Origin of the sequence: Mycobacterium xenopi (assembly GCF_009936235.1) — a bacterium.
Taxonomy (GTDB): domain Bacteria; phylum Actinomycetota; class Actinomycetes; order Mycobacteriales; family Mycobacteriaceae; genus Mycobacterium; species Mycobacterium xenopi.
The window spans coordinates 2,706,951-2,722,845 of record NZ_AP022314.1 but is presented as its reverse complement, the minus strand read 5'-3'; the positions used below and the strand labels follow the sequence as shown (position 1 = coordinate 2,722,845).

The following is a 15,895-nucleotide window of genomic DNA, read 5'->3' as shown; positions in this document are numbered from 1 at the left end:
TTCTCACAGTCCCGCGCCGGTTCGCAGCGGAGGCCCGACGTGGTTGGAGGGCGAAAATGCCCTGGCATAAGCGGGTCAACAACCGACATCGCCGACGACATGAGACGGTATGAATTTATGCAGACCCACAACTACGTGACCTATGAAGAATTCGGTCGCAGGTTCTTCGAGGTCGCTGTTACCGAGGCCCGCGTCGCCGCGGCGTTCAGCCAGATCGCCGGTGAAGAGTTCCAGACCGGCCCGATCCGGCAGGGACCGGGCGGGCTTGCCCGGGTCAGCGCGAATGTCAAGATCCAGCAGCCGCAGGTGACCCGGAATCTCGGCCAGATGATCACCTTCGATATCCGGATTCCACTGGCGATCGAGATGATCGTCGATTTGCGATTAGACAAGCAGCGGTTCATGGTCGACGGCGAAATCGCCTTGCGCGCTTCTGCGCACGCGGCCGAGCCGCTGCTGCTGGTCATCGACGTGGGCAAGCCGAGGCCGTCGGACATCATGGTTCACGTCGCCGCCACCTCGATCCGCGGTGAGCTGTTGCGGATCGTGGCGGGCGTCGACGGTGAGATTCGCCGCTACATCGCTCAGCATGTCGCCAACGAAATCGACTCACCGCAATCACAAGCCGCCCAAGTCATCGACGTGGCCAAGGAATTGGCTGCCGCCTGGGACAGCGCCTGAAACGGGGTGGCGACGCGCGGGTTTATCGGGCTGCAGCGGTCGGGTATGCGGGGCCGGGTGTACCACGCAGCGTCAGTTGGAGGGTGGACCACGACATGGCACGAGTAGAGGTTTCGACGACATCCGAGCTAGAACCGGCTGCCGCCTGGAAGCTGGCGTCAGACCTGAGCCGGTTCGGGGAGTGGATGACGATTTTCGGCGGCTGGCGCGGTGCAGTTCCGTCCACCATCGAAGAGGGCACCTCCGTATCGGCGTGCATCAAAGTGAAGGGCTTTCGCAACGTCATCCACTGGACCGTCACCCGTTATGACGAACCGGAAGTCATTGAACTAAAAGGCCGGGGCCGCGGCGGAATTCGGCTCGCAGTGAGGATGACGCTCACCGACAACCATCCCGGCACGGTGTTTCGTCTGACCGCCGAGATCAAGGGCGGAGTGCTCAACGGGCCCCTCGGGCGGCTGGTCGCCCGGGTCGTGAAGTCTGATGCGCACAAGTCGATAGCCAACCTGGCAGCCCTGCGCTGAGCGGCTGGCCGCGTCGCAACCGGTGGCGTCACCCGAGCAGTATTGTCTGGCCATGGACCACAGCCGGGCGCCGTTGCTGGACGCTGTGGCCGACTACCACCGCAACGACCGCTACGGCTTCAGCCCGCCTGGGCATCGGCAAGGCCGAGGGGCCGACGAGCGGGTGCTGGCCGTGCTGGGTAGAGATCCGTTCCGCGCCGACATGCTGGCCAGCGGTGGCATGGACGACTGGCGTTCCGGCGGCCGGTATCTCGCGCAGGCCGAAGAGCTGATGGCCGACGCGGTTGGCGCATCCTCGGCGTTCTTTTCCACCTGCGGTAGCTCGCTGTCCGTGCGGGCGGCGATGATGGCGTTGCCGGAGGTGCGGACGGCGGTCTGCTCGTCGCCCGGGACAGCCACAAGTCCATCGTTGGTGGGCTGATTTTCGCCGGCATCCGCCCGCGTTGGATCACCCCACGCTGGGATGTCGAGCGTCACTTGTGCCACCCGCCGTCACCTGAGCGGGTTGCCGTGGCGTGGCAGGAGTATCCCGATGCTGCCGGGGCATTGATTGTCAGCCCGTCGCCGTATGGAACCTGTGCCGATCTGGCCCGGATTGCAGACATTTGTCACGAGCGCGGCAAGCCGTTGATCGTGGACGAGGCGTGGGGCGCCCATCTGCCATTCCATCCGAATCTGCCGACTTGGGCGATGGACGCCGGCGCTGATATCTGCGTGGTGAGCGTACACAAGATGGGCGCCGGCTTCGAGCAGGGCTCGGTATATCACGCGCAAGGCGACCTGGTGGACCGCGACCGGCTTGCTGCGTGCGCGGACCTGCTGATGACGACGAGCCCGAATGTGATGAACTACGCTGCGCTCGACGGCTGGCGGCGACAGATGGTCCAGCATGGACGGGAATTGCTCGGCGCTGCATTACATTTGGCCAAAGACGTCCGGGAACGCATCGGCGAGATTCCCGATGTCGACGTCATGGAGGACGAGCTGCTCGGCACCGAGGCGTCGCACGACTTGGACCGCCTGCAGGTGCTGCTGGACGTATCGGCGACCGGAGCGTCGGGGTATCAGGCTCGCGACTGGCTGCGCCGGCACCATCGCATCGATGTCGGGTTGGCCGACCATCGGCGAATCCTGGCGACCTTGTCATTCGCTGACGATCCGCGAAGCACCGAACGCCTCGTGGATGCGCTAGCGGCCTGGCGCGACGCGGCCGGGTCGGTCGATGCACCGTCGCAGATGCGGCTGCCGTCGCCGGAAGAATTGCAGCTCGAGACGGTAATGCTGCCTCGCGAAGCGTTTTTCGGTCCGGTCGAGGTGGTTCCGGCGGCCGAGGCGGCAGGGCGCATCGCGGCGGAGCAGATCACGCCGTACCCGCCCGGGGTTCCGGCTGTGGTGCCGGGTGAGCGGCTCAACGGCGCCGTCATCGAATACCTGCGATCCGGGGTCGAGGCTGGGATGACGCTGCCGGATCCCGCCGACCGGCAGTTGAAGCACATCCGCGTCGTGGCTTAACCCGCCGCAGAATCGCCTGACCGGCGGGCCAGCTGTCGGCGTTCGATGTCGCGCACTCGCCTGCGCTCCGCGGCAAGCCAAGCCATCCCGGCTGCACTGGCAAGCAGCGCGACGACCACGGCCGCGATGCCGACGCCGACCTGCCCCATTGCGAAGGCGGCCACGCAGATGGCCATCGCCACGACACCGGTTCCCACCAAAACGAGCCCGGGCAGATTCGTCACGTCACTTATCGCCTCGCCCGCGTGCGGACGGGTGGTCCGGTGGTAATCGACCGGGTCGCGTGAGGTGTCTCCCATTAGCTTCTCCCCACTGTCACTCCAGCTCGCCGCCCGAAGCGGTGTTGAGCTTGCTACCCAAATCCCGGCCCGGGAAAACGGCTGGGCGCGGCTCAGCGCGGGCGGAAGCCGTCGAGCAGGGTCCGCATGCTCCGCGCGACGGCATCCCGGGTTTCGCCGGGGTGCGGCGAGTTGGCGATCAGCATTGCGCCGCGACTCAGCGCCCCCAGCAGCAGCCGAGTGATTGTCTCGGGGTCGTCAACTCGCAGCGTGCCGGCGGCCGTCGCCGCGCGAAAAGCCTCGACGATCACCGCAAACGCGTAACGCTCGTCCAGTTCGGTGTAGCGGGCCAGTCCCAGCACCGCAGGGCCGTCGATGATCAAGATGCGCTGCAGCTCGGGTTGCAGCACCGCCGCCAGGAACGCGTCGAAGCCCCGCGCGAGCTCGTCGAGATCATCGGACGCCTCCCGGGCGGCTTCCATCGCGTGGTTCATCAACTCGGTGTGGGCATGCTCAAAAACCGCCTCGAAAAGCGCGGTCTTGGTGGGGAAGTGGTGATACAGAGCACCGGTGGTGACCCGGGCCGCGCGTGCCAAATCGTCCACCGATGTGTCACGAAATCCCCGGCGCTCCGGTGCCGGGACTGGCTTGGAACGCCAGCCAGACAGCGGCGCATGTGGTCGGCGACCTCCGTGAATACACCGAGGCGCTGACCAACCATGTCAACGGGTATCGCGTTTCGGACCGGGTGGTCGACCGGCCGCCGTGGCGGCTGCGCGCCGCGGTCAACGCTCGCCACTTGACCGCCGTGCCCGAACGAGACCTGTGGCGGCTGGCCGACATGCTGGAGGACACCGCCGTGCACTATCTCGCCGCCGCGGCAACCATCGACGCTTCCCAGCCCGCCGCGATCGCCACAGCTGACGGGCTGGTGTTGGAGCCGGCTTTCATGACCTGCCTACTGCTGGGCGAGCAACTGGTCCACGGCCTGGACATCGCCCGGGCCACCCACCAGCCGTGGAGCATCCGCCGTGACGATGCGTTGCTGGTGCTTCCCGCCGTGCTGGCGCTGGCGCCCAACTACCTGCGGCCCGACCGTTGCCGCGCAGTGCACGTCAGCTTCGAGCTCCGGTTGCGCGGCGGGCCTCGTTATCGGATGGCGGTCGATGACGGCACCGGCGTGGTCGGCCCGGCCGGTGAGCGCGCGGACTGCATCATCACCGCCGATCCGGTCGCTTTCCTTCTCGCCGGCTACGGCCGAGTCTCGCAGTGGTCGCAGATCATTCGCGGCAAGCTGCGTGCCGGCGGGCGTAAACCTTGGCTGGCGGCGAAATTCGGCACACTGCTGGCCAGTCCGTAGGCGCCGGCGGATCCGCTCATGCCACGGCTATAGGGCTATAGCGTCTGGTGGCGGCCGAAGAACTTGTGGTCTTCGCTGTATCCGCCGTAGCCACTGCCGATCTCGCGGTAGTCGGCGACGAATTCGATGCCCTTGATCCACTTCACCAGCTTGAAACCATGCTGCAATTCGTTGCGCAGCCGCAGCGGCTTGCCGTGCATGTAGGGCAGCGGCTGGTCGTTCATGTTGTAGGCCAGCATGGTCATGTGATGGGTCATCTGCGAAATCGGGTGCGCGTTGTAGTAGATCCCGCCGGTTGCGCCGAGACCCATCGAGTAGAACACCACCCATTTGGCCTCGGGCAGCGGTTTGACGATGTCCATGATCGTCTTCATATGCACGCCACCCCATTTGGCGACGCCCGACCATGCCTGGATGCAGAAGTGCTGGCTGATCTGCTCGTGGTAGGGCAGCGCCTTGAGATCGTCGAGCGAGAACTCCATCGGATGCTCGACGAGGCCGTAAACCCGTAGCCGCCAGTCGCGGAAGTCGTTTTTCTCCAGCTCCTTGTACTCGACGGTTTCGGGCAGGCGACCGTTGCGCCAGTGATGCGGTGAGATGTCGTCTTCGGTGAAGGCGCCCGGCTTGGGGTCCAGTTTTTCCAGCATCCGCTGGAAGGGCCCGACCAGCGCATAGCCCACCCGTTGCACCACCCGGGGATGGCGAATGGTGAAGGGAGTGGCCCACACCCACGCCACCGCGGTCACCACCATGGCCGCGGCGAAAAACCAAAAGCCCACCCAGCTGTCGTCGTCGCGGGCGGCGAACATGTGGTTGAGGTTGCGCAGCGCCTCGGTGGTGAACACCAACGTCACGTGCACCAGGATGAAGAACAAGAAGTACACCAGCACTAGAAAGTGCAGCGAGCGGGCATGCTGGATGCTCAACCGCTTACTGAGCCAGTGCACACGCTGCGACAGCGCCGGCGACATGCCCAGGCCGGTCAACAGCGCGGCCGGGGCGGCGATGAACACCGTGGTGAAGTACGCCAACACCTGCAACCCGTTGTAGGCCACCCACCCGTTGTCGGTCGGCCAGTGCAGAGACAGGTATTGGATCGCCACCGAGACGGCGTTGGGGAAGACGTCCCAGTTGGTCGGCACGATGTGCCGCCACTGTCCGGTGGCAAACAGCAATACGTAGAAGACAGCGCCGTTGAGCAGCCACAGCACGTCGACACCCAAGTGCCACCACCGCGCCAGCCCGATCGAGTGGCGAAACCCGGGAAGCCCAAAATGCCTTGGCAGCGCGACCGTGTCGGCGTTGGCGGTCCAGTACTCGTCGTCCGGAACGGGTGGGCCAACGCGCAGCCATTCGTCCTTGCCGGGCGTGGCGTTGCGGCTGAAGTAGAGCCGCGGATGGTCGCAGAGGATCTGGATCCCGGTTCTGATGATGAACATCATCATGAACAGATTGAAGAAATGGGTCCAGCCGATCCACGCCGGGATGCCCGGCTTGACGCCTCGGGTGTCGGTGCCGGGGTAACGCTGGATGAATGCGTGCACCGCCGGCATGTGGTACAGGCCCTTGCCGATCGCGACCGCGGCGACCAGCATCGCGAAGCCAATCGGAAGCAGCCACAGCAAGTTGAACCACTTGTCTCGGCCCACCCGCAGCTTCGGCGCGGTGGCTCGCCGGGTCAGGTCGAACCCGCCGCCGTAGGTCTCCACATCGATGGTGTCCTCGGCGGTGTGTACTTCGCTGCGATAATCCGGGTCGAATGTCAGCGGGGCGCCGACCGCTAACGCGGTGGCGGTGCCGTTGTGCGTCGGCACATCACCGCCAGCCGAGTCGTTGTGCGCCTGGGCGCCGTTCACGTCTGTCGTGGTCACTCGCGCGAAGATACACGATTACCACTGTGTGACATGGTTAACATGATGGAAACAACGCCTGGGAGTTAGCTGGGAACGTCGGCCGGGCGCAGCCGTCGCAGCGGCCGCGTCTCGATGGCATTGATCGTCAGCACCCGCCGACAGATCCGCCAACCGGCGTCAGTGCGCTGATAGTCGTCGTCGTAGCGCACATGCCACACCACGTCGACGAGCTGGTCACCACGGTGGTCCCAATGGTGGGCCACGCACGTGATCCGTCCGCGCGCAGCATCGGTGCGTGGACCCCGGTCGTACACTTCCCCGACAATCGCATGCTCGGTGCGCACTGTAGTGGCGACCGCGGTGAGCGCTGCGCCGACGGCGGCCCGACCGGCATGCCGGACGACCGGCTCGAGCGTCGTCGGCGGGTCCGGCACCGTCAGTTCCGCGTCCTGTGTGAAAAGCATTGCAACGGCGTCGAATTGGCGATCGTCAATGCCGCTGGCGTAGCGGTGTACCAAATCCGAGAGAGCCGCCCGGTCGGCTGGGCGCACGGTCACGTCGAGAGCTCCAGCCGTTGCGCGCACGCCGACAAGACGTCTTTGGCCTGCTCGATATCGGTGATCGCGGGCATGCCCAGGACGATGCGGTCCGCGCCCTGCTCGGCGAGGCGACCGGCGCGGTCGGCGTCGATCTTGGTGACCAGATGGCCCAGCGAAACCTCCAAAGCGTCCGGGTCGCGTCCGGCAGTCACCGCTTCGTCGCGCATCAGCGTCAGCAGCGACGCCAACTCGGCACCGCTGACCCCCAGGGGCTGAAACCCGTCGCCCAAGCGGCCGGCCCGCCGCGCCGCCGCCCGGCTGTGTCCACCGATGTGCACCGGAATACCCGCGCCGGCAACGGGTTTGGGATAGCACATCAGGCTGTCGAAATGGAAGAACTCGCCGTGGTGGCTGACGCCACGCGGGTGGTCAGCCCATAGTGCGCGCAGTACCGCAATCTGCTCATCGGCCCGCCGCCCCCGGGTGGCGAACGCTGCCCCGCACGCCTCGACCTCTTCGCGCAGCCACCCCACGCCGACGCACAGCCGAAGCCGACCACCTGAGAGCGCATCGACCGTGGCCGCTCGTTTGGCCAGCACGACCGGATGGTGGTTGGGCAACACCAGTACCCCGGTAGCCAACCCCAGCCGCTCGGTGTGGCCGGCCAAAAACGCAAGCAGCTCAAGCGGATCGGGCACCGGGCAGTCCGCGGCCAAATCTACGCGACCGGAGCTGTCGTAGGGGTAGACGCTGTCGTAGCGGACCGCTAGCACGGTGTGTTCGGCGACCACGATCGATTCGAAACCGCAAGCTTCGAGGTGCTGGGCGAAACCCACCATCCACGCCGGATCCGCAGTCACCCCGGCAGCGACCGGGGCGACCACGGCGACTTTCATGGCACTCGAAGCTAACAGGCAGCGCCGGTAGCTGCCCGCATTGTCTCGGCCAACGCGGCGGCCCGACGATCGATGAACACGTCCTCGAGCAGCAACGGCCGGCCGTCCGGCCCGGCCAGCGGAACCCGCCAATTGGGGTATTCGTCGGTGGTGCCCGGCTGGTTCTGGGTGCGCCGGTCGCCGACCGCGTCGGTCAGCGCCAGCCCGAGCAGCCGCGACGGTGTGCGCCCCAGATACTGGTGCAGCGCCACGACCGTCTCCTCGACGCCGGCGTCGTCACCCAGCAATCCGACGCGACGCAGCTCGGCGGTCCAGGCGGCCAGTTCCTCGCGGGTGGCTTCCAGTTCTTCCTGCACCGGCCGGGTCAACAAACCCAGTGATTGCCGTAGCCGCACATGTTCTCCGGTCAGGTAGCCGGCGGTTGGGGGGAGGTCGTGGGTCGTGACCGACGACAGGCAGTGCTCACGCCAACGCTCGGCCGGCAGCGGTCTGCGGTCACCGTCACGGTCTAGCTCGAACCACAGAATGGAAGTGCCAAACACCCCGCGGGCCCATAGATAGTCGCGGACCCACCGCTCGACGGTGCCCAGGTCCTCACCCACCACCAGGGCGCCGGCGCGGTGCGCCTCCAGGGCGACGACGCCGACCATCGCCTCGTGGTCGTAGCGCACGTAGGTGCCCGCGGTGGGCGGAGCGCCACGCGGAATCCACCACAGCCGAAACAGCCCGATGATGTGGTCGATGCGCACGCCGCCGGCATGCCGCAGCACGGACCGGATCATGGCCCGCAGCGGTTTGTACTCGTGCTCTACGAGGCGGTCTGGCCGCCACGGTGGTTGCGACCAGTCTTGGCCGAGCTGGTTGAACTCGTCCGGCGGCGCGCCCGCCGTCACGCCGAGCGCCAACACGTCCTGCAGCGCCCAGGCGTCGGCGCCGTTGGGGTGTGCGCCGACGGCAAGGTCGTGCACGATGCCCAGCACCATCCCGGCCCGCAGCGCCTGGGATTGGGCGGCCGCCAGTTGGTCGTCGAGCTGCCACTGCAGCCACCGGTGAAAATCCACCGCGCGAGGATGCTTCGCGACGAAATCGGCGACGCCCGCCCCGGCGGGATGCTGCAGCTCCGGCGGCCACCGATGCCAGTCGGCCCCGTAGCGCTCGGCCAGCGCGCACCAGGTGGCGAAGTCGTCGAGCGCGGCGCCTTCGCGCGCGCGAAACGCCGCATAGGCCAGCTCACGGCCCGCCGAGCGCGGCACCCGGTAGAGCGCTTTGAGCGCCCGTCGTTTGGCCGCCCAGGCGCTGTCCCGGTCGATCAGCCGGGATTTGTCGGCCCGCTGCTGGGCCGTGTGACGCAGCCGCCAGATTCGGCCGCGCTTGCACAGGTATGCGAATTCCGGGATCGCCTCGACTCGAAGGTAAAGCGGGTTGACGAAACGCCGCGACGCCGGCAGGTACGGCGAGGGCTCCATCGGTGTGGTCGGCGTGGCCGCATGCAGCGGGTTGACCAGCAGGTAGCCCGCGCCGTGCTGTGCCGCCGACCACACGGCCAGGTCGGTGAGATCGCTGAGATCGCCGATGCCCCAAGAATTTTGAGATCGCACACTATACAGCTGGGTGGCCAGGCCCCAGCTGCGACTGTGCCCGAGCCGCTCAGGGATCCCCAGCCGGTTCGGCGTCACGATCACTGCCGTATCGGCGTCACGTTCGCCGGAACGCAGATGCAGCCGGTGATAGCCGAGCGGCAGATCGGACGGCAGCACGAAGCTGGCCTCGCCGATCAAGCAGCCGTCGAGATCGAACGGTGCGGTGAAGTTGTCGACCTGGCGCAGGTCGCTGCGCACGGTACCGTCTTCCAGTTGCAGCCAGACCTCGGCCGGATCGCCGTGGCTGACGTGTGCCCAAATGGTGGTCGGTGCGCCGGCGCGCGCGACGATCGTGGGCGGCAACGCGCGTGCCCAATACGCGCGGTGGTCGGCGTCCAGCGCAGCCCGGCGCTCCTGCTCGGTCGCGGCGGCCACACCGAAAGCGCCGAGCACGGCCACCAACGTTTCCTCCGGAATGGCGATGTGGCGACCGGCCCAGTCCTCGTATTCGGTGGCGATGCCGAATTTTTCGGCGAGTTCGACCAGCGACGGCGCGGGCTCGGGCATGAGCCAATCTTGCGTGGCGAACGCGCCCGCCGGCCACGCGGGCCGTCGAGACGACCCGACCGGTCGGGTAAGTCTGTTTGCTTGTCGGACACCTGGTGGCCACGTCGGCGTCACCGAACCACCCGGCCGGCTCGGTATTGTCCGATCGCATTGCTCGCCGCGCCGGCTTTGCTGTCGGCCGCTACCATGCCAGTGAAGACGGGATCTATTCGGTGGGGGATATGACGACGGACAGCGCGGGGAGCATGCCGGCGCGGGCGCGGCCGGCCAGGTCGTCGAGGCAATCCGCCGCGGCCACGTCGTTGCGTGGCGAGGTCGGTGGGGGTGCCTTACGGTTATCGATGTACATGAGGCCGCGGCCGGTGCCGGGGCATTCCGTCGAACGGGGATCGTGACTCAAAGTGCCATCTGAACAACGCGGGCAGCACAGGTCGGGGTATGGCCTGGGACTGTCGACCCGAACCCAGGTGACCGGTTATCAGTTCCTGGCGCGCCGCACCGCGATGGCGTTGACACGGTGGCGGGTCCGCATGGAGGTCGAACCCGGCCGCCGTCAAGTGTTGGCGGTGGTGGCGTCGGTGTCGGCGGCAGGCGTGATATGCCTTGGCGCGCTGCTGTGGTCGTTCATCAGCCCGTCCGGTCAGATGGGGGAGTCGCCGATCATCGCGGACCGAGACTCGGGGGCGCTGTATGTCCGGGTAGGCGACACCTTGTATCCCGCGTTGAACTTGGCCTCGGCGCGACTGATCGCGGGCCGCGCCGAGAATCCGCACAAGGTGCGGTCAAGCCAGATCGCCGAGCAGCCGCACGGTCCGATGGTGGGCATCCCGGGCGCGCCGTCGGACATCTCGCCGACCAGTCCGGCGTCGTCGTCGTGGCTGGTGTGTGACGCCGTGACCGCCGCACAGGGTGTGGGGGCCGGCGTCGGTGACCGTGACGGTCATCGACGGCACCCCGGATCTGTCCGGCCGCCGGCACGTGCTCAGCGGATCGGACGCCGTGGTGTTGCGTTACGGCAACGACACCTGGGTGATCCGGCAGGGGCGCCGGTCGCGCATCGACGCGGCCAACCGGGCAGTGCTGCTGCCGTTGGGGTTGACGCCCGAGCAGGTCAAACAGGCCAGCCCGATGAGCCGGGCGCTGTACGACGCGCTGCCGGTCGGCCCGGAGCTCGCGGTGCCCAAGGTGCCGGACGCCGGCAAGCCGGCGAACTTCCCCGGCGCGCCGGCGCCGGTGGGTGCTGTGCTCGTCACACCGCAAATCAGTGGGCCCCAACAGTATTCGGTGGTGTTGCCCGACGGCGTGCAGACCATTTCACCGATCGTGGCGCAGATTCTGCAGAACGCGGGCACCCCGGCAGGCAGCATGCCGGTGGTGGTGGCGCCCGCGACACTGGCGAGGATGCCGGTGGTCCACGGCCTTGACCTGTCGGCGTATCCCGACAGCCCGCTCAACGTGGTGAACATGAAAGAGAATCCCGCCACGTGCTGGTGGTGGGAAAAGACCGCCGGGGAGGAGCGGGCGCGCACCCAAGTGGTCTCGGGGCCGACGGTGCCGATCGCCACCAGCGACACCAACAAGGTGGTGTCGCTGGTCAAGGCCGACAACACCGGCCGCGAAGCCGACCGCGTCTATTACGGGCCGAACTACGCCAACTTCGTCGTCGTCACGGGCAACGATCCGGCGGCCTCGACAGCGGAATCACTGTGGCTGCTGTCGAAATCCGGGGTGCGGTTCGGCGTGGACAACTCGCGTGAGGCCCGCACCGCACTGGGGTTGACCTCGACGCCGAGCCCGGCACCATGGGTGGCACTGCGCCTGCTCGCGCCCGGCCCGATGTTGTCGCGGGCGGACGCGCTGGTGCGCCACGACACTCTCCCGACCGACACGAACCCTGCTGAATTGGCGGTACCGAAGTGAAACAAGGATTCGCACGCCCAACTCCGGAGCGGGCACCCGTCGTCAAGCCCGAGAACATCGTCCTGCCGACGCCGCTGAGCGTTCCGCCACCGGAGGGCAAACCGTGGTGGCTGGTGGTGGTCGGCGTGCTGGTGGTCGGTCTGCTGGTCGGCATGGTCGGCATGACGGTGGCCAGCGGGTCGCGGCTGTTCCTGGGCGCCGGCGCGATCTTCCCGATCTTCATGATCGGCGGTGTCGCGATGATGATGTTCGGCGGGCGGTTCGGCGGCCAGCAGCAGATGAGCCGGCCCAAGCTCGACGCGATGCGCGCACAGTTCATGCTCATGCTCGACATGCTGCGCGAAACCGCCCAGGAGTCGGCCGACAGCATGGACGCCAACTACCGCTGGTTCCACCCGGCGCCGACAACACTGGCGGCCGCGGTGGGGTCGTCACGGATGTGGGAGCGCCAGCCCGACGGCAAGGACCTCAACTTCGGGGTCGTGCGGGTCGGGGTCGGCATGACGCGCCCCGAGGTGACCTGGGGGGAGCCCCAGAACATGCCGACCGACATCGAGCTGGAGCCGGTCACCGGTAAGGCGCTGCAGGAGTTCGGCCGGTATCAAAGCGTCGTCTACAACCTGCCCAAGATGGTGTCGCTGCTCGTCGAACCATGGTATTCACTGGTCGGCGAGCGCGAACAAGTGCTGGGCCTGACCCGCGCGATCATCTGCCAGTTGGCGTTTTCGCACGGCCCGGACCACGTCCAGATGATCGTCGTCACCTCCGATCCGGACCGGTGGGACTGGGTGAAGTGGATTCCCCACTTCGGCGATCCCCGCCGTCGCGACGCGGCCGGCAACGCGCGGATGGTGTACACCTCAGTGCGGGAATTCGCCACCGAGCAAGCCGAATTGTTCGCTGGCCGTGGCTCTTTCACGCCACGCCATGCCAGCTCGTCCGCGGAGACGCCCACCCCGCATCACGTGATCATTTCCGATATCGAAGACCCGCAATGGGAATACGTGATCAGCTCCGAGGGTGTCGACGGTGTGACGTTCTTCGACCTGACCGGTTCACCGTTGTGGACCGGGGTGCCGCAGCGGGTGCTGCGGTTCACCGACAGCGCCGGCGTGATCGAGACCCTGCCTCGCGACCGCGACACCTGGATGGTGATCGACGACAACGCATGGTTTTTCGCGTTGGCCGACCAGATGAGCGAAGCCGACGCCGAACAGTTCGCCCACCAGATGGCGCACTGGCGGCTCGCGGAAGCCTATGAGGAGATCGGCCAGCGGGTGGTTCAGCTGGGTGCGCGAGACATCTTGTCCTACTACGGGATTGACGACGCCGGCGAGATCGACTTCAACACGCTGTGGAGTGGGAGCGGGCGGCGTGATTTGCTCAGCCGATCACGGCTGCGGATCCCGTTCGGCAACCGCGCCGACAACGGCGAGCTGCTGTTCTTGGACATGAAGTCGCTCGACGAAGGCGGCGACGGCCCGCACGGCGTGATGTCGGGGACCACCGGCTCGGGTAAGTCGTCGCTGGTGCGCACGGTGATCGCGTCACTGATGCTGGCGCACCCACCCGAGGAGCTGCAGTTCGTGCTGGCCGACCTCAAAGGTGGGTCGGCGGTCAAGCCGTTCGACGGTGTCCCGCACGTATCGCGGATCATCACCGACCTCGAAGACGACCAGGCGCTGATGGAGCGCTTCCTCGAAGCGATGTGGGGTGAGATCGCCCGCCGCAAGGAGATTTGCTTTTCCGCCGGCGTCGACGGCGCCAAGGAATACAACGAGCTGCGCGCCAGGATGAAGGCCCGCGGCGAGGACATGCCGCCGCTGCCGATGCTGGTGGTCGTCATCGACGAGTTCTACGAATGGTTCCGGATCATGCCCACCGCCGTCGACGTGCTCGACTCGATCGGTCGGCAAGGCCGCGCCTACTGGGTGCACCTGATGATGGCCTCGCAGACCATCGAGAGCCGGGCCGAAAAGCTCATGGAGAACATGGGTTACCGGCTGGTGCTGAAAGCCCAAACCGCCGGGGCCGCGCAGGCGGCCGGCGTGCCGAACGCGGTGAACCTGCCGTCGCAGGCCGGTCTCGGGTATTTCCGCAAGAGCGGCGACGAGATCATCCGGTTCCAGGCCGAGTACCTCTGGCGTGACTACCGCCGCGGCTCGTCGTATGACGGCGAGGAGCAAGCGCCGCTGACGCATAGTGTCGATTACATTCGGCCGCAACTGTTTACCACGGCGTTCGCACCGCTGGAGGTCAGTGTCAGCGGCCCCGACGGACAGAGTGCCCTTCCCCAGGTCGTCGACGGCGAAGCGGTCAACGGCCACCGCGGCGGCGACGACGTTGACGAAGAAGAAGAGGCGCTGCGCACACCTAAAGTCGGTACGGTCATCATCGACCAGTTGCGCCAAATCGACTTCGAGCCCTACCGGTTGTGGCATCCGCCGCTGGATGTGCCGGTGCCGATCGACGAGTTGGTCAACCGCTTCCTGGGCCGCCCTTGGCCGCAGGACTACGGCACTGCCAAGAATTTGGTGTTCCCGATCGGGATCATCGACCGGCCCTACAAGCATGACCAGCCGCCGTGGACAGTCGACACGTCTGGCGCCGGGGCGAATGTGCTGATCCTGGGCGCCGGGGGCGCGGGTAAGACGACCGCGCTGCAGACTTTGATCTGCGCGGCCGCGTTGACCCACACGCCTGAGCAGGTTCAGTTCTATTGCCTGGCCTACAGCGGCACCGCGCTGACCACGGTGGCCAATTTGCCGCACGTCGGCGGGGTTTCCGGGCCCACGGACCCCTACGGTGTTCGCCGCACCGTTGCTGAGGTGCTAGGACTGGTGCGCGACCGCAAACGCAGCTTCCTCGAATACGACGTGCCGTCGATGGAGGTGTTCCGGCGGCGCAAGTTCGGTGGCGAACCCGGCGGCGTGCCCGACGACGGCTTCGGCGACGTGTACCTCGTGATCGACAACTACCGGGCGCTGGCCGAAGAGAACGAGGTGCTCATCGAGCAGGTGAACCAGATCATCAACCAGGGTCCCTCGTTCGGCGTGCACGTGGTTGCCACCGCCGACCGCGAGTCGGAGCTGCGGCCCCCGGTGCGCAGCGGTTTCGGTTCGCGCGTCGAGCTGCGCCTGGCCGCGGTGGAGGACGCCAAGCTGGTGCGGTCCCGGTTCGCCAAAGACGTTCCGCCCAAACCCGGTCGCGGCATGGTCGCGGTGAACTATGTGCGCCTCGACAGCGATCCGCAGGCGGGCCTGCACACGCTGGTGGCGCGCCCGGCGCTGGGAAGCACGCCCGACGCGGTGTTCGAGTCCGACAGCGTGGCGGCCGCGGTGCGGCAGGTGGCGGCGGCGAAGCCCGGCCGGTGCGCAGGCTGCCGGCCCGGTTCGGGCTGGACCAGTTGCGGCAAGTGGCCGCGGCCGATCGACGCCAGGGGGTCGGCGCGGGCGGAATCGCTTGGGCCATTTCCGAATTGGATTTGCAGCCGGTGTATTTGAACTTCGCCGACAATGCGCACCTGATGGTGACCGGCCGGCGCGAGTGCGGGCGGACGACGACGCTGGCGACGATCATGTCCGAAATCGGCCGGATCTATGCGCCGGGAGCCAGCACCGCTCCGCCCACGTCGCGTCCCTCGGCGCAGGTCTGGCTAGTGGATCCGCGTCGTCAGTTGCTGACCGTGCTGGGCTCGGACTACGTGGAGAAGTTCGCCTACAACCTCGACGGTGTCGCCGCGATGATGGACGACCTGGCCGCGGCGTTGGCCCGCCGGGAGCCGCCGCCGGGTTTGTCGGCCGAGGAACTGCTGTCCCGGTCGTGGTGGAGCGGGCCGGAGATCTTCTTGATCATCGACGACATCCAGCAGCTGCCGCCCGGCTTCGACTCCCCGTTGCACAAGGCCGCACCGTGGGTGACGCGAGCCGCCGACGTGGGATTGCACGTGTTCGTCACCCGCACGTTCGGCGGCTGGTCTTCGGCAGGCAGCGATCCGATACTGCGAGCGTTGCATCAGGCCAACGCGCCGCTGCTGGTGATGGACGCCGATCCTGACGAAGGCTTCATCCGCGGCAAGATGAAGGGCGGCCCGCTACCCCGTGGTCGCGGGCTGCTGATGGCCGAGGACACCGGCGTGTTTGTCCAGGTGGCGGCCACCGACCTGCGCCGGTAAGCGGGCTGGCC

10 protein-coding genes and 3 pseudogenes are annotated in these 15,895 nt (G+C 67.0%); 6 read left to right on the top strand and 7 right to left on the bottom strand.

Annotated elements, in window-relative coordinates:
- The first annotated feature begins 117 nt into the window (after positions 1 to 117).
- From MYXE_RS12705 to MYXE_RS12695, 3 genes and pseudogenes are all read left to right on the top strand, one after another.
- Positions 118 to 681 (top strand): hypothetical protein, encoded by a 564-nt coding sequence (locus MYXE_RS12705; RefSeq protein ID WP_003919540.1) that lies wholly within the window; start codon positions 118 to 120, stop codon positions 679 to 681.
- A gap of 95 nt (positions 682 to 776) precedes the next feature.
- Positions 777 to 1,205, top strand: coding sequence for a type II toxin-antitoxin system Rv0910 family toxin (locus MYXE_RS12700; RefSeq protein WP_085194315.1), 429 nt, complete (start codon positions 777 to 779; stop codon positions 1,203 to 1,205).
- A gap of 52 nt (positions 1,206 to 1,257) precedes the next feature.
- Positions 1,258 to 2,717: pseudogene (locus MYXE_RS12695) on the top strand (aminotransferase class I/II-fold pyridoxal phosphate-dependent enzyme).
- Here MYXE_RS12695 and MYXE_RS12690 read toward each other — a convergent pair.
- Both MYXE_RS12690 and MYXE_RS12685 read right to left on the bottom strand, forming a co-directional pair.
- On the bottom strand, positions 2,714 to 3,016 hold the full coding sequence (locus MYXE_RS12690) for a hypothetical protein (RefSeq protein WP_003919542.1): 303 nt from the start codon (positions 3,014 to 3,016) through the stop codon (positions 2,714 to 2,716). The pseudogene MYXE_RS12695 and the gene MYXE_RS12690 sit on opposite strands and share 4 nt — an antisense overlap.
- A gap of 92 nt (positions 3,017 to 3,108) precedes the next feature.
- Positions 3,109 to 3,591, bottom strand: a complete 483-nt coding sequence (locus tag MYXE_RS12685; RefSeq protein ID WP_232061604.1) for a TetR/AcrR family transcriptional regulator — start codon at positions 3,589 to 3,591, stop codon at positions 3,109 to 3,111.
- An 11-nt stretch (positions 3,592 to 3,602) separates the two neighbouring features.
- Between MYXE_RS12685 and MYXE_RS12680 the strand changes: the two genes are divergently transcribed.
- Positions 3,603 to 4,355: a hypothetical protein gene (locus MYXE_RS12680; RefSeq protein ID WP_112650304.1), complete on the top strand. Its 753-nt coding sequence runs from the start codon at positions 3,603 to 3,605 to the stop codon at positions 4,353 to 4,355.
- A 35-nt stretch (positions 4,356 to 4,390) separates the two neighbouring features.
- Here MYXE_RS12680 and MYXE_RS12675 read toward each other — a convergent pair whose 3' ends face one another.
- The 5 genes from MYXE_RS12675 to MYXE_RS12655 form a co-directional block, all read right to left on the bottom strand.
- Positions 4,391 to 6,226 carry a molybdopterin-dependent oxidoreductase gene (locus MYXE_RS12675; RefSeq protein ID WP_003919545.1) on the bottom strand — a complete coding sequence of 612 codons (1,836 nt, stop codon included), beginning with the start codon at positions 6,224 to 6,226 and terminating at the stop codon, positions 4,391 to 4,393.
- A 65-nt stretch (positions 6,227 to 6,291) separates the two neighbouring features.
- On the bottom strand, positions 6,292 to 6,765 hold the full coding sequence (locus MYXE_RS12670; protein WP_003919546.1) for a nuclear transport factor 2 family protein: 474 nt from the start codon (positions 6,763 to 6,765) through the stop codon (positions 6,292 to 6,294).
- Positions 6,762 to 7,643 carry an LLM class F420-dependent oxidoreductase gene (locus MYXE_RS12665; RefSeq protein WP_003919547.1) on the bottom strand — a complete coding sequence of 294 codons (882 nt, stop codon included), beginning with the start codon at positions 7,641 to 7,643 and terminating at the stop codon, positions 6,762 to 6,764. Before MYXE_RS12665 ends, MYXE_RS12670 begins: the two co-directional genes overlap by 4 nt.
- 11 nt (positions 7,644 to 7,654) lie before the next feature.
- Complete coding sequence (gene malQ / locus MYXE_RS12660; RefSeq protein WP_085194308.1) at positions 7,655 to 9,790, bottom strand: 4-alpha-glucanotransferase; 2,136 nt, start codon at positions 9,788 to 9,790, stop codon at positions 7,655 to 7,657.
- A 205-nt stretch (positions 9,791 to 9,995) separates the two neighbouring features.
- Complete coding sequence (locus MYXE_RS12655; protein WP_139821138.1) at positions 9,996 to 10,190, bottom strand: hypothetical protein; 195 nt, start codon at positions 10,188 to 10,190, stop codon at positions 9,996 to 9,998.
- Position 10,191: 1 nt separating this feature from the next.
- Here MYXE_RS12655 and eccB point away from each other — a divergent pair.
- A pseudogene (eccB, locus tag MYXE_RS12650) lies at positions 10,192 to 11,710 on the top strand (type VII secretion protein EccB).
- A pseudogene (gene eccCa / locus MYXE_RS12645) lies at positions 11,707 to 15,884 on the top strand (type VII secretion protein EccCa). The pseudogenes eccB and eccCa overlap by 4 nt, the downstream one beginning before the upstream one ends.
- Positions 15,885 to 15,895 lie beyond the last annotated feature (11 nt).